Consider the following 20,957-nt stretch of genomic DNA (forward strand, 5'->3'; position numbering starts at 1 on the left):
GGGTCGACGGTGGACGGGATGGGAGCCCTCGCAACCACCCACGGACCCGCACCCGGCAGCGTTTCCCCCGGCTCCCGGTGCCGGCCGATCCCCCGCCGGAGGCATCGTCTTTGAAGGCGAGTTGAGCCGTGCGGATGCCCGCCTCAACACCCCGGCATCAACCACGTGGGCGGGCGTAGGCGTAGCGCCCGTAGCGCGGGCCGAAGGCATGAGCGCGAAGGGCGGCGGAGCCGGGAGCCCGCCCGGCGGAGCGGAGCGCAGCCGGGCTTGATGAAGTAGGGAAAGTTCTATCGCGCTGGCGTCAGCCGCTTGCCGTCATGGCTTCGGACGTGCGGGCCTGCCCCGTCGAGGGCGTCCAGGAGTCGAATCGAGTAGACCTCGGACATGTACTGCGAGACCTCGTCGGGTGTCAGCCACTCCACGGCCGTGGACTCGCTCGACGTGCGCTCCTCGCCGCCCGCGGGCTTGCAGCGGAAGACCAGTGCCACGATGCCTCGGGTGGTGTTCTTGTAGACGCCTGTCAGCTCGTCCACCTCGATGTGGATGCCGGTTTCTTCCCAGACCTCTCGGCGTACACCCGCCTCCGGGGTCTCCTCGAGTTCGAGCACGCCGCCGGGCAGCTCCCACGTGCCGTTGTCCGCTCGGCGGATGGCCAGCAGTCGGCCGTCGTCGCGAACCACCACTCCGGCTACGGACACGGAGTGCACTGGCGTTGACTGGCCTTCCTTGGCGCTGTTACTCATGTACAGGAGCATAGGAGGAAGAAAAGGACTATGGGAACTGCAGTGGGAGAGGGGAGGTCCGTCCCTCAGTACGTGCGGATCGCTGAGGATCTGGTTCAGCAGATCAGGGCTGGCGTCATCAAGCCGGGTGAGCTGGTGCCGAGTGAGTCGGAGCTGGTCGATCGCTACGGCGTTTCGGGCGGCACGATTCGTAAGGCGATGGTCGAGGTCCGGGCCAGTGGGCTCGTGGAGACCCGGCACGGCAAGGGTTCGATGGTGAAGGATCGGCCGCCGGTACGGCTGCGCTCCTCCGATCGCTTCCGGCGTTCGCACCGCCAGGGCGGCAAGGCTGCCTACCTCGCCGAGTCCGCGCAGTCCGGCGCCACGGCGAAGGTCAGCGTGCTCTACATCGGCCCGATGGAGGCTCCGGATGATGCTGCCGAACGTCTCGGCGTTCCGGCCGGCACCCAGGTCCTCGCTCGCCGACGGCTCTACTTCCGCAACGGCACCCCGGTCGAGACGGCTTCCTCGTACCTCCCGTGGGACGTCGTGAAGGACATCCCCGAGCTGTTCGCCGAGAACCCCGGCGGTGGTGGCATCTACGCCCGACTTGAAGACCACGGGCACGAGTTCGCGGAATTCGTCGAGACACTGCAAGGGCGCCCGGCCTCCAAGGCGGAGGCGTCCGAGCTGGCGCTGAGCCCCGGCTCGCCGGTGATCCATCTGATTCGTGAGGCGCGTACGACCGAAGGCCGCGTGGTCGAGGTGTGCGACACCCTCATGGCCGCTGACCAGTTCGTTTTCGAGTACCGGATCCCTGCCGCCGACTGACGCACCCTCGCCGATCCGCAGCTGAGACTGAGCCTTCGAGAACTTTGGCTGTCCAGGCAGCTGGGGGATCCTGATTGGTATGCACCATGCGCTCACTCACTGGGACAGCCCCTTCATCAACTTCAAGGACTACGACTTCCCGGACGGGCAGGGCCACGGATACCGATGGGTTCACATCAAGCGCTTCCACCTGCCCCTCGGCTCGCCGACCGATCAGGACTTGCTGACCGCACTGATCGCCCACCCGGAGTTCCGGGACACCTACGACGGGGCTGGTCTCTGGCTCGAACCGCGTCATGGCCAGTGGTCGGCAGACCGGATCACTCCCGGCACGTATGCCGCCGTTGACGAGTCGAGCGCGATCAGCACGATTTCCGCGTGGGCCAACAATGGTGCCCCGCTTCCCTCAGACCTGACCGCGAGGCTTCAAGAGGCGGCCTACACGCCAATCCGCCAAGCGACGAGCCGGTACGCGCTCGGATCCCTCCCCGAGGATGCGCACCACGACTACGGCCCCATCCACATCGAGTTTCATGAACTCGTACTCATCGACCGCCGCCTTGGCGTCCTCGCCCTCCTGGTCGCCGCCGACGACTGACACGGCTGCTACGACCGAGCTTCCGGACCGCGCGACGCGTCACACCACACTGAGCGCCCCACGTGGCTGAACTGCTCAGCCACAGAAGCCCGTCGTGACTTTTCTGTCGCGGCGGGTTGACTCATGTACAGGAGTGTTGCACTCTTCTTCATGTCACTCATGTACATGAGTGACGGAGTCCAGCCCCTACATAGGAGTGATCTCTGTGCGTCAGATCCCCGTCGACACCACCGCCGCCACCGTGATGGTCGCCAAGACCCCGCAGGTCAAGGTCAAGGACCGTAAGACCGGTGAGGTCGCCCTGGACGTCGAGACCGGCGGCAAGCTGATGACCGTGGACGTGATGTTCGCGGCCAACGACCAGGTGGAGATCCTGTCCGTCACCGTCCCCGAGACCGGCGTCTCCGAGGAGCTGACGATGGGCACACCCGTCGCGCTCACCGGCCTGATCGCCCGCCCGTGGGAGAACGAGTTCAACGGGCAGAAGCGGCACGGCATCGCCTTCCGCGCCGTCGCCGTCACCTCGCTCGCCGCCAACACGACGACGGCCAAGGCGGCCTGATCATGGGCGAGTTCATCGTCATCGTGCTCGTGGTGGTGGCCGTCGCCGCAGGTGTTCTGCGGTGGCGGCGCCCCGCCTGGTACTGGGTCTGCTTCGGCGCCGTGCTCGCGTCGCTGCGGCTCCTGGTCCGCTACGCCTCCGTGATGGAGGCCTGCGGGCTCACGGTCCCGCCCTCGCGCTGGCGCCTCGCACTCGCCCGACTGGCCAACCGGCCGCTTCCCGAATCCCGTTCGCCGCGCATCCTGAGGCTTCGGCCCACCCGGACCGGCCTCGTCCTGCGGCTCAAGCTCCGCCCCGGCCAGGACGCCTTCGACTTCTCCGCCGCCACCGACCGGCTGCGCCACTCCTTCGGAATGCAGGGCGTCGCCTCCCGTGAACTCCGGGCTGGCGTAGTCGAGTTGCGCATGACCGGCTACGACGTACTCAAGCGCGTGCAGATGCCTGCGCCCAGCACCGCCGACGGTTCGTCGCCGCTACGTGTACCGGTCGCACTGCGCGAGGACGGCTCGGTCCACTACCGCGACTACCGGGCCGTTCCGCACGGCCTCACCCTCGGCGCCACCGAGTCCGGCAAGTCCGTCTACCAGCGCAACCTCGTGTGCGGCCTGGCCCCGCTCGACGTCGCCCTGGTCGGCATCGACTGCAAACAGGGCGTCGAACTCTTCCCGCTCGCCCGCCGGTTCTCCGCGCTCGCCGACGACCCGGACACCGCGCTCGAACTCCTCGACGCGCTCGTCGACCACATGCAGGAGGTCTACCAGCTCATCCGCGCCGAACAGCGCATCAGCGTCGGCGTCCCGGACGCGGAGATCGCCGCCGACATCTGGGACCTGCCTACCGACCTGCGCCCGACCCCGGTCGTCGTCCTGGTCGACGAGGTCGCCGAACTCGCCCTGTTCGCCAGCAAGGACGAGGAGAAGCGCCGCGACCGCATCGTCACCGCGCTCGTCCGCCTCGCCCAGCTCGGCCGCGCGGCCGGCATCTATCTGGAGATCTGCGGGCAGCGCTTCGGCTCCGAACTCGGCAAGGGCATCACGATGCTCCGCGCCCAGCTCACCGGCCGTACCGCCCACCGCGTCAACGACGAGACCAGCGCCAACATGGCCTTCGGCGACATCTCCCCGGACGCCGTACTCGCCGCCATCCAGATCTCGCCCGACACCCCCGGCATCGCCGTGGCCGGTGACTCGACCGGCGGCTGGGCCCGCATCCGCGCCCCGCACACCTCGCTGCGCGCCGCCGTGAACCTCTGTAACGCCCACGCCGACCGCACCCCGGACCTGCCCGCGCTCGCCGCCTTCCGGCCCGCCGTGCCCGCACCCGCCCCGGCGTCCGTGTCGCTCACCAAGGCCGCCACGGTCACGGCCTGACCCTCTCCGCTCCACGGTCGGCGCGACCACCCCGCGCCACGTCCCTACCCCGCCCATGCCCAAAACAGGAGGCCAACCCATGGACGCCAACGAGGACTTCGCCCGCACCGCCGCCCTCCTCGGCGCACTGGACCTGTACGAGCGCCGCTACGAGACCGATGCCGCGTTCGTCGAGGTCATCGCCCCCGCGCTCGCCCTGTCGCTCCCGATCGGGGTGCTGCCGCCCATGCCGTACGACGGCAACGACGACCCGGCGGAGGGCTGACCGGTGACGGCCCGCACCACGCTCCGCCCGGACGCCGTCCTCGTCCAGGCCGTCATCGCCGGAGCCCTCTCCTTCGCCCACCTCCACGACCTGGCCGCCGCTGCCGGACAAGACGGCTGGAAGGCCTGGGCCTACCCAGTCAGCGTCGACCTGCTCCTGGTCGCCGCCTGGCGTCGGCTCCGCAGCGACCGGCGCTCCCGGCTCGCCTGGACCTGGTTCGCCGTCGCCCTGTTCGCCTCGCTCGGCGCCAACGTCGCCACCGCCGGACTCCTCGACGTCGAGCACCCGCCCGCCTGGCTCCGGATCGGCGTCGCCGGATGGCCCGCGATCGCCTTCCTCGGCGGCACGCTCCTGGCCCACACGGTCACGGCCGCGCCCGCCGAGGTCGAGCGGGAGACGGTTCGGCCGGCACCCGAACCCGAGCCGGAAATCGAGCGGCCGACGCCCCCGGCCCCGGAGCCCGTAGAGCCTCCGGCCGCCGAGGAAACCCCGGCGCTCACGGCCACCGCAGAGCCCGCGGCCCCTGCACCTGCCCCTGCCGAACCGGCTCCCGCCGTCCCGGCCGCCCTCGTCGCCCACGCCCGCAAGGTCGCCGAAGCTCACCAGGCGAACACCGGCACCGCCATCGACCCCGACACCCTGCGCTCCCGCCTCGGCGTCCCGCCCCAGCTGGCCGACGCCATCGCCGCCCAACTCACCTGATCCACAAGGGAGGTCCGACATGACCAGCAACCCCGCCGACCTGACCGCCGCCGACTACCTCGACGCCGCCCACGAAATGGCCGCCACCGGCCGCCCGTACCTCGCCCACCTGCTCGCCGACACCGCCGCCGAGCAGACCGCCGACCCGGCCGTCGCCCAGAGCATCCGCGCCCAGTACCCCGAGCCCACCCACCGAGAGGACTGACCGACATGCCCGCCCGCGACCACTTCCACTCCGTGATGCAGATCGGCCCCGTCCAGGTCGGAACCCACCGCGACCGCCACGGCCAGACCAAGCACGCCGCCGTCTGCACCGCCGACCGCTGCGGCTGGTCCTCGGACTACTCCAGCCAGTCCGCCGCCCAGCTCGCCGCCCGCACCCACCGCTGCCGCGTCCGCTGAGGAGACCGACATGGACGTCCCGCTCTGGTTCTTCGTCGCCTGCGTCGGCCTGGTCGGCATCAAGCTCATGCGCCCGCCCTGGTGGCTCGTCGCCCTCCTGCTCCTGGGCGGCTACCTCCTCGCCGACAGCGTCCTCGCCCCGGTCATCGACACCGCCGTCAAGTAACCGCCCATGGAAGGGAGTACGTCCCGATGCTGCGCCCCAAGGTTCCGTCCATGCCCGTCCCGACCGGCCAGGTCACGCCGCCCGCCGTCGTCGAGCCCACGGCAATCACGCAGTCTCAGCCCGCCCCGGTGGCAACCCAGCCTCCGGCCTCGACCCGCCCCACGATCCAGCTCACGCCCGGCGCCCTGATCACCCTCGTCGTCGGCGGTACGGGCGTCGTCCTGATCCTCGGCACCGTCCTGGTCTCGCTGCTCCTGGCCGTCGCCATCACCGCCGGATCGACCGCCATCACCGCGCTCGTCATCCGCTCGCTCATGAACTCCGAGCACAAGCGCCGCTGACCGGCCCCCGGGCGGCCTGAAACCGCCAAGTCTCCACCACCCGGGAGCCGTCCCCAACCGATCCAAGCACCGGAAGGAACCCCCAGCATGACGCACCGAACCCACCGCCCGCCCCGGATCTGCGCCGCCTGCGACGGCTTCGCCTCCGTCGCCATCACCCTCGGCGGCCGCGACCGGCACGGCCACCTGCGCACCATCACCGCCGACTGCCCGGCCTGCCACGGCACCGGCTTCGTCGTCCTCCGCGACCGTTCCGCACGGGAGGGCGCCCGTGCCTGACACGCTCCTCGACCCGACCACCCTCGGCGACCTGCTGAGGGTGGCTTCGGCCGCCGACTTCGACCGCTGGCAGGACCAGATCCAGCGCACCGGCGGCTGCTCCGACCCCATCCACCTCACCGGCTGGACCCTGACCAAGGACAAGACCACCGGCGAGACGCTGCACCACTACTCGACCGAGACCGAGCCGGGCGGCCGTCTCCGCCTCGCCTGCGGCAACCGCCGCGCCTCCCGCTGCCCGTCCTGCGCCTTCACGTACGCGGGCGACACGTACCACCTCATCCGGGCGGGCCTGGCCGGAGACGACCGCCGCGACATCCCCTCCACGGTCCGCGACCACCCCCGCGTCTTCGCCACGCTCACGGCTCCGTCCTTCGGCCCGGTCCACAACCGCCCCGACTCCGGCACCTGCCGCTGCGGCACCCGCCACATCCCGGACGACCCGGCCCTCGGCACGGCCCTGGACCCGGCAACGTACGACTACGCCGCCGCCGTCCTCTTCAACAACCACGCGGGCGACCTGTGGATGCGCTTCACAACCCGCCTGCGCCGCGAGATCGCCGCCCGCGCCGGAGTCACCCAGCGCGAACTCAAGGAGTCGGCCCGCCTCTCGTACGGCAAGGTCGCCGAGTTCCAGAAGCGCGGCGCCCTGCACTTCCATGCGGTGATCCGCATCGACGGCCCGGAAGGCCCGGAGACCCCGCCACCGTCCTGGGCCACGGTCACCCTCCTCGCCGACGCAATCCAGGCCGCCGCCAGTCACAGCTACACATCGGTGTCCGTCCCGGCCGCCGAGAACGAACCGGCCCGCACCTTCCGCTGGGGCACCCAACTCGACGTCCGCCCGGTCAAGGCCTTCGGCGACGGCTCCGACATCACCGAACAGGCCGTCGCCGCCTACGTCGCCAAGTACGCCACCAAGGCCGCAGAGACCACCGGCACCCTGGACCGCCGCATCGGCGAACTCTCCGAACTCGACCGCCACCAAGTCCCCGACCACACCCGCCGCCTCATTGAGGCGTGCAAGCACCTCGACCCGCTCTACCCGGACCGCCGCCTCTGGGCCTGGGCCCACATGCTCGGCTTCCGGGGCCACTTCTCCTCGAAGTCCCGCCGCTACTCGACCACCCTCGGCGAACTCCGCCAGACCCGCGCCGACTTCCGCGCCGCCCAGGAACGCGAGGCTCTCGGCAACCCGGACTTCGAACCGGACACCGTCCTCGTCCTGGCCGACTGGCAATACGCGGGCCACGGCCACACGCCCGGCGAATCCGCCCTGGCCGCCACCATCGCCCGCGGCCTCCAACTCAACCGCGAGACCGCCCGCGAAGCCCTCGCCGACCTGACTGCCGAGAAGGAGTGGTGACCATGCAGCACGCCTTGCCCGAGCGCTACCTGACCCCGGTCGACGTCGCCGAGCTCCTGGCCGTGCCGGTCGAGACGGTCTACCAGTGGCGCCGCAAGCGCACCGGCCCCCGAGGCTTCCGCGTCGGCCGGCACCTTCGCTTCGACCCCGCCGATGTACGCGCCTGGGTCGAGTCCCAGATGGCGGTGGCTGCCTGATGGCCGGACACATCCAGGACCGCTGGTTCAAGGTTGAGCCCGGCCCGAACGGCAAGCCCGTCAAGGTCAAGAGCGACCGCCACGGCCTCGGCCTCCCGTACCGCGCACGCTACGTCGGCCCGGACGGCACCGAGAAGTCCAAGAGCTTCCCGGACCGGCAGAAGCGGCTCGCGGAGGACTGGCTGACCAACATCGCGTCGGACATGTCGCGCGGCTCCTACATCGACCCTCGCGCCGCCCGGATCACCTTCAAGAAGTACGCCGAGAAGTGGCTGAAGGCCCACACCTCGGACCTGTCCAGCCAGATCGTCACCGAGCAGCGCCTACGCCTGCACGCGTTCCCGGTCATCGGCACGCGCCCCCTGGACTCGTTCCGCCCCGAGCACATCCGCCAGCTCACGAGCGCCCTGGAGGCCAACCCGGCGGTGAGCGGCGCCTACGCGCGCAACATCTACGGCGACGTTCGTGCCGTCCTGAGCGCGGCCGTGGACGACGGCCTCCTGTCCCGGAACCCATGCTCTGCGAAGTCCGTGCGCCCGCCGACTGCCGAGCGCCGACGCGTAATCCCGTGGCTGCCCACCCAGGTGCAGGCAGTCCGTCAGGCCCTCGCCGAGCGCTACCGGACCATGGTCGACACGGGCGCCGGATGTGGCCTCCGCCAGGGAGAGATCGTGGGTCTCGCCGAAGACGCCATCGACTTCGAGGCCGGCATCCTGCACGTGGTCCGCCAGGTGAAGCTCATCCGGGGCAAGGCCGTCTTCGCCCCGCCGAAGTGCGGCAAGGAGCGTGACGTCCCGCTGCCGTCGTACGTCGCCGAGGCGCTGCGGCTCCACATGGACGCCTTCAAGCCGGTTGAGATCACGCTGCCGTGGCGAAAGCCGGACGGCCCGAAGGTGACGGCCCGTCTCCTGTTCACGAACGAGGCGAACGGGATCGTGTGGCGCAGCAACTTCAACACCCATGTCTGGAAGCCCGCTCTGGCCCTCGCTGGCCTCATCCCGGACGCCGGACCCGACGGGAGGTACGTGTCGGCTCGCGAGCACGGCATGCACGCACTGAGGCACTTCTACGCGTCCGTACTCCTGGACGCCGGGGAGAGCATCAAGGCCGTGAGCCAGTACCTCGGCCACACCGACCCGGCACTGACGCTGCGCGTGTACGCGCACCTCATGCCGTCGAGCCAGGAGCGCACGCGCAACGCCGTCGACCGGGTGTTCCTGCCGCCGCTTCCTGAGCCTGACGGCCCAGAGACGGCCCAGTAAGCCAAAACAGGCCCCTGATCCGCGCCAAACGCGCAGGTCGGGGGCCTTTTTGATGCCCGGTCACTGCCAGTTCTCCGGGCTTAGGCATAGCTCATCCAGTGTCGCAGACAAACGGCTGTGACCTGGCGCCGTCGCATGGGACACCTGTCACTGGTGGTCGCTGTTGGTCACTGGGCACGGGGCAGGGCCCGGACCACGCTTCGCGGTCCGGGCCCTGCCCCGTACGGTGCCAGTGGTGCGTCAGCTCTGTGCGGTGTCGTCGCCCGCCTGCCCAGTGCCCTCGGCTACGCCCGTCTTCTCGCGCATCTTGCGCACCAGCTCCGCCTTCTGGTCGGCTGCGCGCCGGCGGTCGAAGTTGCGGTGCGGACCGTGGTTCTGCCGTTCGGCGCGGGACTGCTTCTTGCGCTGGCCGCCGCCCTGGCCCACGGGGTTGTTGATGTTCTTGCTGTCGGTCACGGGTTCTCCCGGCGATGGTGTGAAGTGATCTGCGGATTTATCGGTGGGGGACGGGCGGCGACGTCGAAGGACGTCGGCAGGGGCCCGTCACGCCCTCACTCGTAAATCGGCGTCTGGAAGAACATGACAAGGACGTTACCCGGTTCCGTCGGCCCCGCGCGCCAGTCTTTTCGGTCCGCCGGCGTCGGCCGGCCCTTCGGCGAGCACCCGGAACCGATGACCCAGGGAGTCCCGGCTACCCCCTGACCTGCGCTTACGTTCAGGCCAGGGGCCGTTTCCAGCGTAGCGACATGGGCTCCTATTGCTGCTGCCGAAATTGGATCGTCAAGGTGGACCCGGTCCTCTAGCGTTTCGCCATGCAGATCGTCGTGACACTGGACTGTGTCGACATCGAGGCGCAGGCGGAGTTCTGGCTCGCTGCGCTCGCCCCGCTGGACTATCGGCGCGGTTTCGACGGACTCCCCTATCTGAGCTTGGTCGGTCCCGCGTCGGCACCGACGCTTCTCCTGCAGCAGGTCCCGGAACCGAAGCAGGGCAAGAATCGGATGCATCTCGACCTCGACTTCGGTACCGAAGACCTGGACACCGAGGTCGACCGCCTGGAACGGGTCGGCGCCCAGAAGATCTCTGAAGAACAGAGCGAACACGGATTTCGCTGGGTCGTGGTCGCCGACCCGGAAGACAACGAGTTCTGTGTCTTCGTTCCGCCACCGAGCACTGGCTCCGCGGCGTAGCGGACCGTCGCCCCCTGGACACCGTCGCGCGGTGTCAGCAGTGTGATGCGGTGCAGCCGCGAGGGCCGTGCTGCGGGAGTCGGACCCGGGAGGCGGATGTGCTGATCACTGTCGCGGACGTGGAAGCCGAAGCCGAGCGGATCGCAGGGCATGTCGTCCGGACCCCGACCGTTCCGAGCCCCGGGTTGTCCGCGCTACTGGGCGTGCCGACCACCGTGAAACTCGAACTGCTGCAGCGCACCGGCTCGTTCAAGGCCCGCGGCGCGACCGCGAAGCTGCTCACCCTCAGCAGGGCCGAGCGTGCCGCCGGAGTCGTCACGGTCAGCGGAGGCAACCACGGCATCGCCCTGGCCGTCATGGCGGGCGAACTGGACGTCGAGGCGACCATCGTGATGCCGCGGTCCGCCCCCGCCGGCGCCAGGGACGTCGCAGCGGCCGCCGGAGCGCGAGTCCGCATCACCGACACCACGGAGGGCGCGTTCGCCCTCGTCGATGAACTCAGGGACGCGGGACTCACCCTGGTCCACCCCTTCGACGACCCCACCGTCATCGCCGCCCAGGGCACGGTCGGCCTGGAGTTCGCGCAGGACGCCGGGGACCTCACCGACGTACTCGTCAGCATCGGCGGCGGCGCGCTTGCCGCCGGTGTCGCCACCGCACTGCGCGCACGCCGTCCCGGAATCCGCGTGTGGGGCGTGGAGACCGAAGGCGCCCGGGCCATGTCGGCGGCACTGGACGCCGGACAGCCGCTCCCGGTCGAGTTGTCCTCGCTCGTCTCGACCCTCAGCGCCCCCAGCGCCTCCCAACTCACCTACGAGCACGCATCGGCCCTGCTCACCGACGTCCTCACGGTGACCGATGCCGAAGCGGTCCAGGGCACCCTCGACCTGGCCGACCACGCGAAGGTCTGGGCCGAGCCCGCCGCCGGGTGCCTGCTGCCCGGTGCCCGCCAGGTACTGGCACGCGTCGGCGAGGACGCCAGCCTCGGCCTGGTGATCTGCGGCGGCAACGCGACCACCGCCGATGTGGGCGCCTGGGCCGAGCGCCTCGGGCTCCGGTGACTCCGACCGCCTCAGCGCCCCGACGGCGTACGGATGGCCGCGATGTCGAACTGGAGGCGGACCTTTTCGCTGACCATGTTGCCGCCCTGGGCGAGGCGGGCGTTGTACGTCAGGCCCCAATCGGTGCGGTTGATGGTGGTGGTGCCGTCGAAGCCGACGCGCTCGTCGCCGAAGGCGTCCGTGACGAAGCCGATGTAGGTGAGTTCGAGGACGACGGGGCGGGCGACGTCCTTGATGGTCAGGTCGCCGTGCATCCGGTAGACATCGTCGCCCACCAGTTCGACGGCGGTGCTCTTGAAGGTCATCCGCGGGTACTGGGAGGCGTTCAGGAAGTCACGGCCCACCACGTGGGCGTCCCGCTGTTCGACACCCGTGTCGACGCTCGCCGTGGCGAGGACGAGCTCGGCTGAGGAGCGCGACGGGTCGTCGCCGTCGAAGTAGAGGCGGCTCTGGTACTCCGAGAAGGCGCCGCGCACGGTCGTCACCATGGCGTGCCGGACGGAGAACCCGATCCTGCTGTGTGCGGGGTCGACCATCCAACTGCCGGTGAGCGCCGCCATGGAGGGGTCGTGACCGGCCGGGTCGGGCAGTACCGCGGTGCCGGCGGCCCCCGGAGCAGCGGATCCCTCTGCGCGCCGGGATGAGAAGCTGCGACCGAAAATGTTCATGAGGCATGTTGTTACTTGAGCGTAAAGAACACCCGCAAGCCCCCCTCAACGAACCCGCCCACCTTCGCGAACAGGTCTTCACAAGTCCCGTCGGGGCACATACGGAGAGCCCCCGTCCGATTACGGACGGGGGCTCTCACGTGGCTCTCACGTGGCCTTCACGGGGGCTCTTGCGAGGGGCGTTCCTCAGGAACCGACGAACAGCACCAGGAGCAGCCAGACGACCGGTGCCGTCGGCAGCAGGGAGTCGAGCCGGTCCATGATCCCGCCGTGGCCCGGCAGCAGCGTCCCCATGTCCTTGATCCCCAGGTCCCGCTTGATCATGGACTCGCCGAGGTCGCCGAGGGTCGCGCTGGCTGCGACGCAGGCGCCGATGACGAGGCCCTGCCACCACGTGCCGCCGTCCACCAGGAACTGCATGCACAGCACGCCCCCCACCATGGCGAACGACACGGCGCCGACCAGGCCCTCGCGGGTCTTGCCGGGGCTGATCCGCGGCGCGAGCTTGTGCTTGCCGAAGCGCCAGCCGACCGCGTACGCCCCGGTGTCGCTGACGACGGTCAGGATCAGGAACGTGAGTACCCGCCACTCCCCGCCGTCCGCGGCGAGCATCATCGCCACGAAGGTCGCGAGGAACGGCACGTAGAAGGCCGCGAAGACGCCCGCCGTGACGTCCTTGAGGTAGCCCTCGGGAGGCTCCGTCATGCGCCATACGAGGACGGCGAGCGCGGTCAGCGCCATCGCCACCCAGGCGCCCTCGGCGCCCCGTACGTACCCGGCCACCACCATGGCCGCGCCGCCGACGGCGAGCGGCACGAGCGGCGCCCTGATGCCCTTGCGCTCCTCGAGCCGCGAGGTCAGTTCCCACAGGCCGACGACGACGGCGACAGCTATCACGCCGACGAACACGGCCTTGACGATGAAGAGCGAAGCGATGATCACCGCGCCGAGCCCGACGCCGACGCCTATGGCCGCCCCGAGGTCCCGGCCCGCACTCTTCTTCTTGGGCGGTCCGGGCTGCGAGGACCCCGAGGGCTCCGCGGACGGGGCGGGCTCCGCGGGTCCCGAGTGCCGCCCGGCCGACTCCGGCCGGCCCGGCGCCTCGTCGCGGAACAAGGGACCACTCAGCCGAGCGGCCCCCCGGTCGTCCTGGTCGTCGCCCCTTCCGTCACCAGAAGGCGTATCAGGCATATCGGGCACGATGGGCATGGGCCGAGTCTCATCGACCGCGTGCCGTTCGTACGCGGGACCCGCCGGAGCGCGCCCGTGGTCGTACGACGGTCCTTGGTTGTACGACGGCCCTTGGCCGTACGCCGGCACCTGCCCGTACGCGGGCCCCTGACCAGGGGCGGACCCTTGGCCGTCGGTCGGGCCACGGTGTCCGGGCCCGGTCGGCGCACCCCAGGAAGAGTCGTTCACGGATTCCTCGAACCTCGATCTTCCGCGCTCGCTCAGACTTCGAGCAGCTCGGCTTCCTTGTGCTTGAGCAGCTCGTCGACCTGGGCCACGTACTTCGTGGTGGTGTCGTCCAGTTCCTTCTCGCCGCGACGGCCCTCGTCCTCGCCGATGTCGCCGTCCTTGATCGCCTTGTCGATCGTGTCCTTGGCCTTGCGGCGCACGGAGCGGATGGAGACCTTGGCGTCCTCGGCCTTGGCCTTGGCGACCTTGATGTACTCCTTGCGGCGCTCCTCGGTCAGCTCGGGGAACGTCACACGAATGATGCTGCCGTCGTTGCTCGGGTTGACGCCGAGGTCGGAGTCGCGGATCGCCTGCTCGATGTTGCGCAGCGCGCTCTTGTCGAACGGGGTCACCACGGCCATCCGCGGCTCGGGCACCGAGAAGGAGGCCAGCTGATTGATCGGCGTAAGGGCGCCGTAGTAGTCGGCCACGATCTTGTTGAACATCGCCGGGTGCGCACGGCCTGTGCGGATCGCGGCGAAGTCCTCCTTGGCGACGACGACGGCCTTCTCCATCTTCTCCTCGGCCTCGAGGAGGGTCTCTTCGATCACCACTTGCTCCTGCGTGTCTTGAGTGAGGCCCGGCCGGCACGGGGGCGCGGTCGGCTGCGTCGCGTGTCTTTCCTGCACGGTGTCCGACCGGCAGGACATTGTCCATCCCTCAGGGAACCTCCGAGGACACGGGGTTCCCAGGGGGACGGGAGGGTGTCAGGCGCGGGTGCCCTGCTCGCCCACAAGGGTCCCGATCTTCTCACCCTTGACCGCGCGGGCGATATTGCCCGACGTGATGAGCTCGAAGACGAGGATCGGCAGCTTGTTGTCGCGGCACAGGGTGATCGCGGTCATGTCGGCGACCTTCAGGTCGCGGGTGATGACCTCGCCATAGCTGAGCCCGTCGAACTTCACGGCCTCGGGGTTGGTCTTCGGGTCCGAGTCGTAGACGCCGTCGACACCGTTCTTACCCATGAGCAGCGCCTGGGCGTCGATCTCCAGGGCGCGCTGCGCGGCGGTGGTGTCGGTGGAGAAGTACGGCATGCCCATGCCGGCGCCGAAGATGACGACGCGGCCCTTCTCCAGGTGACGCACGGCGCGCAGCGGGATGTACGGCTCGGCGACCTGACCCATCGTGATGGCGGTCTGCACGCGGCAGTCGATGCCCTCCTTCTCCAGGAAGTCCTGGAGGGCCAGGCAGTTCATGACCGTGCCGAGCATGCCCATGTAGTCGCTGCGGGCGCGGTCCATGCCGCGCTGCTGCAGCTCGGCGCCGCGGAAGAAGTTGCCGCCGCCGATGACGACGGCGAGCTGCCAGCCCTCGCGTACGACGGCCGCGATCTCACGGGCAATGGCGTGCACCACGTCGGGGTCGACGCCCAGACCCCCGCCCCCGGCGAACGCCTCGCCGGAAAGCTTCAGCAGAAAGCGCCCCGCGCCTTTGCCTTCGTCGCTCTTGTCACCGTTGTCGGCCTGGGTGGTGGTCATGGGATTCTCGCCTCTTTTGCTTGGCACACATACGAAGAAGGCCATTGCCGGTGGGGTGGTTCGCATCCCATGCGCGGCAATGGCCTCCTCGTCACAACTGCGGTCGTCCGGCGCGTTCCCGAACGACTGCTGTCGACCCTAGCGGGGTCTCGCGTCTGGCGCGGTACGGACTCAGATGCCGACCTTGATGCGCGAGAAGCGCTTCAGGGTGACACCGGCCTCCTGGAGGACCTTCTCGACGGACTTCTTGTTGTCGAGGGCGTACGGCTGACCGAGCAGCGTGGCCTCCTTGAAGAAGCCGTTGACGCGACCCTCGACGATCTTCGGAAGCGCGGCCTCCGGCTTGCCCTCGGCGCGCGTGGTCTCCTCGGCGACGCGGCGCTCGGACTCGACGATCTCGGCCGGGACGTCCTCACGGGTGAGGTACTTCGGCGCGAAGGCGGCGATGTGCTGCGCGATGCCCTTGGCCAGCTCGGCGTCGGCCTTGTCCAGCTCGACCAGAACACCGATCTGCGGGGGCAGATCGGGCATGGTGCGGTGCATGTAGGCGGAGACGTACGCGCCCGAGAACTGCGCGAAGCGGTCCAGGACGATCTTCTCGCCGAGGTTGGCGTTGGCCTCGTCGACGAAGGCCTGGACGGTCTTGCCGGCCTCGATCTCGGACGCGAGGAGCGCCTCGAGGTCGGCCGGGGACGTCTTGGCGACGTGGGCGACCAGCTGGTCGGCGACGGCCTGGAACTTCGGGCTCTTGGCGACGAAGTCCGTCTCGCACTTCAGCTCGACGAGGACACCGGAGGTGTTGTCGTCGGCGATGAGGGAGACGACCGCGCCGTTCTCGGCGGAACGGCCCTCGCGCTTGGCGACGCCCTTCTGGCCCTTGATGCGCAGGGCCTCGACGGCCTTGTCGACGCTGCCGTCGGCCTCGTCGAGCGCCTTCTTGCAGTCCATCATGCCGGCGCCCGTGAGCTCGCGGAGCTTCTTGACGTCAGCGGCGGTGTAGTTCGCCATGATCCTGGTTTTCTCTCTACGAAGTCTGAAGCAGTGTGAGAACGAAGGTGACGGTCACGGGTGAAGGCGGGGGTCGTAGTCGACCCCCGCCGTCACCTCATGCAACCGAATCCCGTACGGGTCAGGCCTGCTCGGCGTCCGCGGCCGGGGCCTCGGCGGGGGCGGCAGCCTCGGCGGCCGGAGCCTCCGGAGCCTTCTCCTCGGCCTTGTCGGCGTCCTCGGCGGGCTTGGCCTCGGCCTTGTCGTCGGCCTTCTTCTCGCCCTCGAGCAGGTCGCGCTCCCACTCGGCGAGGGGCTCGCCGGCGGCCTTCTCGCCCGGCTTCTGGTCGCCCGTGGCCACGCCGGAGCGGGCGATGAGGCCCTCGGCGACGGCGTCGGCGATCACGCGGGTGAGCAGGGTGACGGAGCGGATCGCGTCGTCGTTGCCCGGGATCTTGTAGTCGACCTCGTCGGGGTCACAGTTCGTGTCGAGGATCGCGACGACCGGGATGTTGAGCTTCCGGGCCTCGCCGACAGCGATGTGCTCCTTCTTGGTGTCCACGATCCAGACGGCGCTGGGAACCTTGGACATCTCGCGGATACCACCGAGGGTCTTCTCCAGCTTGGCCTTCTCGCGCGAGAGCACGAGAAGCTCCTTCTTGGTGAGACCGGACGCGGCGACGTCCTCGAAGTCGATCTGCTCGAGCTCCTTGAGGCGCTGCAGACGCTTGTAGACGGTCGAGAAGTTGGTGAGCATGCCGCCCAGCCAGCGCTGGTTCACGTAGGGCATGCCGACGCGGGTCGCCTGCTCGGCGATCGCTTCCTGCGCCTGCTTCTTCGTACCGACGAACATGACCGTGCCGCCGTGGGCGACGGTCTCCTTGACGAACTCGTAGGCGCGGTCGATGTACGACAGCGACTGGAGAAGGTCGATGATGTAGATGCCGTTGCGCTCCGTGAAGATGAAGCGCTTCATCTTCGGGTTCCAACGACGGGTCTGGTGACCGAAGTGGACGCCGCTTTCCAGCAGCTCCCGCATCGTGACGACGGCCATGGCCGTACTCCTTGTGTTTTCTCGGTTGTTTCCTGACGCCCACTGCGTGTGCCTGCCGCGTACGCTCGCGCTCTTGCGAGGCGGTCGTACGGGACCGATAGGCCACTGACACGAAGCCTGTGAGGCCCGGTGTCGGGGCGTGCGAAGTCGATCCGGTGGGCCGGATCGCCACATGAAGTGTACGGGACCCGCGAGGTACCGGGTGACGCCGCTGTCCACAACCGTTCGGTAGTCCACGTTTCCCGGCCATGATCCCCGCGGAGCCGCTCCGCGGTGGAACCTGAGCGCCATGCGAAAACTACTCACGGTGACGGTCGCACTGCTCGTGCTGCTGGCCTTCCCGTCCTCGGCGCGGGCGGGGGACGCCCGTCTGTGGCCGGTGGGCGAGCGGCCCGCGGTGGTCCGCGCCTGGGCGCCTCCGGCGACGCCCTACGGCCCGGGCCACCGCGGCGTCGACCTGGCGGCCCCCATCGATGCCCCCGTACGCGCGGTGACCGACGGCAAGGTCTTCTTCGCGGGCGAGATCGCGGGCAGAGGCGCGGTGTCCCTGGAGCTCCCGGACACCGGCGACCCGCCGCTGCGCACGACGTACGAACCGGTGACACCGGCGGTCCGCAAGGGCGAGAAGGTCACGGCCGGCGAGGTGGTGGGAACCCTCCAACTCCCCACGGGCCATTGCCCGAGCGCCGCCCCGTCGTGCCTGCACTGGGGCCTGCTTCGGGGCGACACCTACCTGAATCCGCTGACGCTCCTGGACCCGTCACTGATGCGCGGGGGACGGTCGAGGCTGCTGCCGGTGTGGGGGTGGGAGTGGCCGGGCGCGCTCTTCGGCTGAGCCGGGCGGGCGGCCAGGGGCACTCGTCGGCCGAGCCGGCCGCTCAGCCGCGGACGCCGCGTAGCGCCATCCCCACGGCCGCGTCCACGATCACGCCGGGTTCCTCCGCGGCTCCCAGCTCGATCCTGCGCACGGCCGCGTCCACCACACCCTGGACCAGCATCGCGGCGAGCCGGGGCTGCGCATGCCCCATCTGCTCGAGCGCTTCGACGATCATCGCGACGAGCCCGCCGTGCGCGGCCCGGATCTTCTCCCGCGCCCCGGCGTCCAACTCGCTCGCGGAGATGGCGACGACCGCCCGGTGCCGCCGGTCCCCCACCAGCGCCAACTGCTCCCGCACATACGCCTCGACCTTGCCCACGGGCGCCTCGGCCCGCGCCATCCCGGCCTCGACCTCCGCGGCCCACACCGGAAAGTCGACCTCGCACAGCTCCTCGACCACGGCCGCGCGCGACTTGAAGTATTCATAGACGGACGAGCGCGCGAGCCCCGTCCGCTCCGCAAGCGCGGGAAACGTCAGCGCGTCCGTCCCGCCCTCGGACAGCAGGGAGCGCGCCGCGTCCAGAAGGGCGCCGCGCTGCATCGACCGGTGCTCGGCCACAGAGGCCGCTCGAATCCTAGGCACGTCTCCACTTTACGAAGATGCGGCCCGCGACGGGAGCCGGTGGGGCTTCACGGACCCCCGACCGGAGGCAGGCACGCGGCAGGCACGATTCGCCGCACCGCCGGGTCGCGCCCCTCTCAGCGCCCGAAACTCGCCAGCTTCGCCCGCAGCTGCAGCACGGACTTCGTATGGATCTGACTGACCCGGCTCTCCGTGACGCCGAGCACATTGCCGATCTCGGCCAGCGTCAGGCCTTCGTAGTAGTAGAGCGTGACGACGGTCTTCTCGCGCTCCGGCAGCGTATTGATCGCCCGCGCCAGGAAGCGCCGCAGCTCCCGGTCCTCCGCGACCTCCACCGGGTTGTCCGCGGCGTGGTCCTCGAGCGTGTCCAGGACGCTGAGCCGGTCGCTGCCGCCTTCACCGCCGACGTGCAGCAGCTCCTCCAGCGCCACCACGTTCGCCAGCGACAACTGACTGAAAACCGCGTGCAGTTCCTCGAGCGCGACCCCCATCTCCGCGGCCACCTCGCTCTCCGAAGGAGTGCGCCGCAGCTGGGCCTCGAGGGTGGCGTAGGCACGCTCCACGTTGCGCGCCTTCTGCCGCACGGACCGAGGAATCCAGTCGAGCGCGCGCAGTTCGTCGATCATCGCGCCGCGGATCCGGGTGATCGCGTACGTCTCGAACTTGATCTCCCGCTCGATGTCGAACTTCTCGATCGCGTCGATGAGCCCGAAGACCCCGGACGAGACGAAGTCCGCCTGCTCCACATTGGGCGGCAGCCCCACGCTGACCCGGCCCGCCACATATTTCACCAGCGGCGAGTAGTGCAGGATCAGCTGCTCGCGCAGCCGCTCGTCGCCCGTCGCCTTGTACGACCTCCACAGCTCCTCGAGGGAGGAGGGAGCCGGAGGCCGCACGCTGGAGCCGCGCGCGGCGGGGGGTACCGCCGCCCGGTCGGACCCTGAGGTGTGTTGTGGCATGCGCCGCCTTGTGCCGTTCTGCTGCTGCGTACCCAGGAAACCGAGGGTGCTTGACGTACTGGTCGCTGTGATCGCTCTGCCTGTGAAGATGCCGTGTTGCCCGTCTGGTGATGACTGGTACCGAGCTACCCACCTGATTCCGGATGGGAGGGGACGAACTCCGATCCTGGTGAGCGTAGCGTGACTGGAGCGTCGCAGTGTGCGAAGGGTGCGAGATCGTCGTTGCGCAGATACGTTCCCTTTGTCGACTCGCGTGGACGATTCCGCCACCCCGCCCGAGCGGGACAAAGCGCCAACTGCCGGAATTGCCAAGGTCATCGGGGGTCATCCGGACGGCGCAACGCTCCGCGTCAGAACAGCTCCCCTCCGGGAAAGACCGATTCGATCGCCTGGCGTGTCAACTGCCAGCCCTCGCCGTGTCGTTCGACGAACCCCAAAGAGCGCAGTTCGTACAACCTCCCGATCGTCTCGTCCCGACTCGTCCCCGCCCCGCGGCCGGCCTCGGCGACGCTGCACACCCCGCGTGCGGGAAGCGCGGCGAGCACCCTTGCCGCACCCGGTGGCAGCAGATCGCGGGGCAGCACCGGTCCACGGCGCTCGGGCGCGAGCTCACCCATCTCCCCGACCAGCTCCACGACTTCTGCCGCGTCGGTCACCAGCACCGCCTCCTTGCGCAGCAGTTCATGCACTCCCGCGGAGACGCTGCTGGTCACGGGCCCCGGAACGCCCATCGCGTGCCGCCCGAGGCGCTGCGCCCAACGGACCGTGCCGAGCGCTCCGCTGCGATAGGCCGCCTCCACCACGACGGTGCCTCTGGTGAGCGCGGCGATCACCCGGTTCCGGAGGATGAACCGGCTGGGCGTCGGATGGTCCCCGGGCGGCAACTCCCCGATCACGAGTCCCTGTTCCGCGACCCGGTCGATCAACTGGGCGTGCCCCCGCGGATAGATCCGGTCGATGCCGCAGGCGAGCACGGCCACCGTCGCCCCGGTCGCCCCGAGCGCCCCACGGTGCGCGGCGGCGTCGACCCCGTAGGCCCCGCCCGAGACCACGACCCAGCCCCGCTCGGCGAGCCCGGCCCCGAGGCTCGCGCCCATCCGCACCCCGTAGTCCGTGCAGGCCCGCGCGCCCACCACGGCCACCGAACGCAGCGCCCACATCCGCAGGCTCGGCCCGCCCCGCACCCAGAGCCCGATCGGCCGCCCGTCCCCCAGGTCGTCCAACTGCCCCGGCCACTCGGCGTCTCCCGGACACACGAACCGCGCCCCGGCCGCCGCCGCCCGCGTCAGATCCCGCTCGGCAGGCGGCGCGTCCGCGGCCCGCGCGACAAGCCCCGCCCAGCGCCCTGACCGCACCCGGGGCAAGGGCTCACCCGTTTCTCCCGCCTCGATGCGCCGCACCGTCTCCACGGCCCCGAACTCCCGCAACCACTGCCCGGCCAGCTCCCAGCCCGGCTCCACGATCCGCGTCAGCCGCACCCGCGCAAGCCGCACGTCGTCGCCCGCTTCCACCCCCATCACGCCCCGCCCTCCCTCAACACCGCCACCCGGGCCCGGGCCGGCGCTCCGGACACGCCAGA

Annotated in this window: 28 protein-coding genes; 17 read left to right on the top strand and 11 right to left on the bottom strand. The window is 69.9% G+C overall.

The window, feature by feature from the left end:
* Positions 1-287: 287 nt before the first annotated feature.
* The gene (locus tag ACYSUO_RS29665) at positions 288-755 is read right to left on the bottom strand and encodes an NUDIX hydrolase (protein ID WP_461779312.1); all 468 of its coding nucleotides are present in this window, start codon (positions 753-755) and stop codon (positions 288-290) included.
* Between the two features lie 18 nt (positions 756-773).
* Between ACYSUO_RS29665 and ACYSUO_RS29670 the strand changes: the two genes are divergently transcribed.
* The 14 genes from ACYSUO_RS29670 to ACYSUO_RS29735 all read left to right on the top strand — a co-directional run bounded on the left by ACYSUO_RS29670 (position 774) and on the right by ACYSUO_RS29735 (position 9,063).
* A complete protein-coding gene (locus ACYSUO_RS29670) occupies positions 774-1,553 on the top strand; it encodes a GntR family transcriptional regulator (RefSeq protein WP_461779313.1) in 780 nt (259 codons plus the stop codon).
* A gap of 79 nt (positions 1,554-1,632) precedes the next feature.
* On the top strand, positions 1,633-2,151 hold the full coding sequence (locus ACYSUO_RS29675) for a hypothetical protein (protein WP_461779314.1): 519 nt from the start codon (positions 1,633-1,635) through the stop codon (positions 2,149-2,151).
* Between the two features lie 205 nt (positions 2,152-2,356).
* Positions 2,357-2,713, top strand: a complete 357-nt coding sequence (locus tag ACYSUO_RS29680) for an SCO3933 family regulatory protein (RefSeq protein WP_266714676.1) — start codon at positions 2,357-2,359, stop codon at positions 2,711-2,713.
* 2 nt (positions 2,714-2,715) lie between these two features.
* Positions 2,716-4,083, top strand: coding sequence for an FtsK/SpoIIIE domain-containing protein (locus tag ACYSUO_RS29685; protein ID WP_461779315.1), 1,368 nt, complete (start codon positions 2,716-2,718; stop codon positions 4,081-4,083).
* A gap of 79 nt (positions 4,084-4,162) precedes the next feature.
* Positions 4,163-4,348, top strand: coding sequence for a hypothetical protein (locus ACYSUO_RS29690; RefSeq protein WP_351337695.1), 186 nt, complete (start codon positions 4,163-4,165; stop codon positions 4,346-4,348).
* 3 nt (positions 4,349-4,351) lie between these two features.
* Entirely contained in the window at positions 4,352-5,050 is a 699-nt protein-coding gene (locus tag ACYSUO_RS29695) for a DUF2637 domain-containing protein (RefSeq protein ID WP_461779316.1), read from the top strand.
* Between the two features lie 19 nt (positions 5,051-5,069).
* Entirely contained in the window at positions 5,070-5,255 is a 186-nt protein-coding gene (locus tag ACYSUO_RS29700; protein WP_461779317.1) for a hypothetical protein, read from the top strand.
* Between the two features lie 5 nt (positions 5,256-5,260).
* A complete protein-coding gene (locus tag ACYSUO_RS29705) occupies positions 5,261-5,452 on the top strand; it encodes a mobile element transfer protein (protein ID WP_422475426.1) in 192 nt (63 codons plus the stop codon).
* 10 nt (positions 5,453-5,462) lie between these two features.
* Positions 5,463-5,618 carry a hypothetical protein gene (locus ACYSUO_RS29710; RefSeq protein ID WP_328633431.1) on the top strand — a complete coding sequence of 52 codons (156 nt, stop codon included), beginning with the start codon at positions 5,463-5,465 and terminating at the stop codon, positions 5,616-5,618.
* A 26-nt stretch (positions 5,619-5,644) separates the two neighbouring features.
* Positions 5,645-5,959: a SpdD-like protein gene (locus ACYSUO_RS29715; RefSeq protein WP_461779318.1), complete on the top strand. Its 315-nt coding sequence runs from the start codon at positions 5,645-5,647 to the stop codon at positions 5,957-5,959.
* 87 nt (positions 5,960-6,046) lie between these two features.
* Positions 6,047-6,238, top strand: coding sequence for a hypothetical protein (locus ACYSUO_RS29720; RefSeq protein WP_461779319.1), 192 nt, complete (start codon positions 6,047-6,049; stop codon positions 6,236-6,238).
* Positions 6,231-7,604: a replication initiator protein RepSA gene (gene repSA, locus ACYSUO_RS29725; RefSeq protein ID WP_461779320.1), complete on the top strand. Its 1,374-nt coding sequence runs from the start codon at positions 6,231-6,233 to the stop codon at positions 7,602-7,604. The genes ACYSUO_RS29720 and repSA overlap by 8 nt, the downstream gene beginning before the upstream one ends.
* 2 nt (positions 7,605-7,606) lie before the next feature.
* A complete protein-coding gene (locus tag ACYSUO_RS29730; protein ID WP_389857225.1) occupies positions 7,607-7,801 on the top strand; it encodes a helix-turn-helix transcriptional regulator in 195 nt (64 codons plus the stop codon).
* The gene (locus tag ACYSUO_RS29735) at positions 7,801-9,063 is read left to right on the top strand and encodes a tyrosine-type recombinase/integrase (RefSeq protein ID WP_461779321.1); all 1,263 of its coding nucleotides are present in this window, start codon (positions 7,801-7,803) and stop codon (positions 9,061-9,063) included. Before ACYSUO_RS29730 ends, ACYSUO_RS29735 begins: the two co-directional genes overlap by 1 nt.
* A gap of 240 nt (positions 9,064-9,303) precedes the next feature.
* Here ACYSUO_RS29735 and ACYSUO_RS29740 read toward each other — a convergent pair whose 3' ends face one another.
* A complete protein-coding gene (locus tag ACYSUO_RS29740) occupies positions 9,304-9,519 on the bottom strand; it encodes a DUF6243 family protein (RefSeq protein ID WP_461779322.1) in 216 nt (71 codons plus the stop codon).
* 356 nt (positions 9,520-9,875) lie between these two features.
* Here ACYSUO_RS29740 and ACYSUO_RS29745 point away from each other — a divergent pair, with 356 nt between their 5' ends.
* Together ACYSUO_RS29745 and ACYSUO_RS29750 are read left to right on the top strand one after the other, a co-directional pair.
* The gene (locus ACYSUO_RS29745) at positions 9,876-10,253 is read left to right on the top strand and encodes a VOC family protein (RefSeq protein ID WP_461779323.1); all 378 of its coding nucleotides are present in this window, start codon (positions 9,876-9,878) and stop codon (positions 10,251-10,253) included.
* A 101-nt stretch (positions 10,254-10,354) separates the two neighbouring features.
* Positions 10,355-11,314, top strand: coding sequence for a pyridoxal-phosphate dependent enzyme (locus ACYSUO_RS29750; protein WP_461779393.1), 960 nt, complete (start codon positions 10,355-10,357; stop codon positions 11,312-11,314).
* 11 nt (positions 11,315-11,325) lie between these two features.
* Here ACYSUO_RS29750 and ACYSUO_RS29755 read toward each other — a convergent pair whose 3' ends face one another.
* From ACYSUO_RS29755 to rpsB, 6 genes are all read right to left on the bottom strand, one after another.
* Entirely contained in the window at positions 11,326-11,982 is a 657-nt protein-coding gene (locus tag ACYSUO_RS29755; protein ID WP_461779324.1) for a YceI family protein, read from the bottom strand.
* Between the two features lie 186 nt (positions 11,983-12,168).
* Positions 12,169-13,401 carry a phosphatidate cytidylyltransferase gene (locus ACYSUO_RS29760; protein WP_461779325.1) on the bottom strand — a complete coding sequence of 411 codons (1,233 nt, stop codon included), beginning with the start codon at positions 13,399-13,401 and terminating at the stop codon, positions 12,169-12,171.
* A 32-nt stretch (positions 13,402-13,433) separates the two neighbouring features.
* Positions 13,434-13,991, bottom strand: coding sequence for a ribosome recycling factor (frr, locus tag ACYSUO_RS29765; protein WP_266714650.1), 558 nt, complete (start codon positions 13,989-13,991; stop codon positions 13,434-13,436).
* A 156-nt stretch (positions 13,992-14,147) separates the two neighbouring features.
* Positions 14,148-14,918: a UMP kinase gene (pyrH, locus tag ACYSUO_RS29770; protein ID WP_426900418.1), complete on the bottom strand. Its 771-nt coding sequence runs from the start codon at positions 14,916-14,918 to the stop codon at positions 14,148-14,150.
* 171 nt (positions 14,919-15,089) lie between these two features.
* Positions 15,090-15,926, bottom strand: a complete 837-nt coding sequence (tsf, locus tag ACYSUO_RS29775; protein ID WP_403851666.1) for a translation elongation factor Ts — start codon at positions 15,924-15,926, stop codon at positions 15,090-15,092.
* Positions 15,927-16,047: 121 nt separating this feature from the next.
* The gene (rpsB, locus tag ACYSUO_RS29780; protein WP_426900422.1) at positions 16,048-16,959 is read right to left on the bottom strand and encodes a 30S ribosomal protein S2; all 912 of its coding nucleotides are present in this window, start codon (positions 16,957-16,959) and stop codon (positions 16,048-16,050) included.
* Positions 16,960-17,248: 289 nt separating this feature from the next.
* On the opposite strand from rpsB, the gene ACYSUO_RS29785 reads away from it, so the two are divergent.
* On the top strand, positions 17,249-17,794 hold the full coding sequence (locus ACYSUO_RS29785) for a M23 family metallopeptidase (RefSeq protein WP_461779326.1): 546 nt from the start codon (positions 17,249-17,251) through the stop codon (positions 17,792-17,794).
* Between the two features lie 43 nt (positions 17,795-17,837).
* Here ACYSUO_RS29785 and ACYSUO_RS29790 read toward each other — a convergent pair whose 3' ends face one another.
* From ACYSUO_RS29790 to dprA, 3 genes are all read right to left on the bottom strand, one after another.
* Complete coding sequence (locus ACYSUO_RS29790) at positions 17,838-18,395, bottom strand: TetR/AcrR family transcriptional regulator (protein ID WP_461779394.1); 558 nt, start codon at positions 18,393-18,395, stop codon at positions 17,838-17,840.
* A gap of 140 nt (positions 18,396-18,535) precedes the next feature.
* Positions 18,536-19,378 carry an RNA polymerase sigma factor WhiG gene (gene whiG / locus ACYSUO_RS29795; RefSeq protein WP_327661374.1) on the bottom strand — a complete coding sequence of 281 codons (843 nt, stop codon included), beginning with the start codon at positions 19,376-19,378 and terminating at the stop codon, positions 18,536-18,538.
* 350 nt (positions 19,379-19,728) lie between these two features.
* The gene (dprA, locus tag ACYSUO_RS29800) at positions 19,729-20,895 is read right to left on the bottom strand and encodes a DNA-processing protein DprA (RefSeq protein WP_461779327.1); all 1,167 of its coding nucleotides are present in this window, start codon (positions 20,893-20,895) and stop codon (positions 19,729-19,731) included.
* Between the last annotated feature and the right edge of the window lie 62 nt (positions 20,896-20,957).

It is taken from the genome of Streptomyces sp. UC4497 (assembly GCF_054871485.1).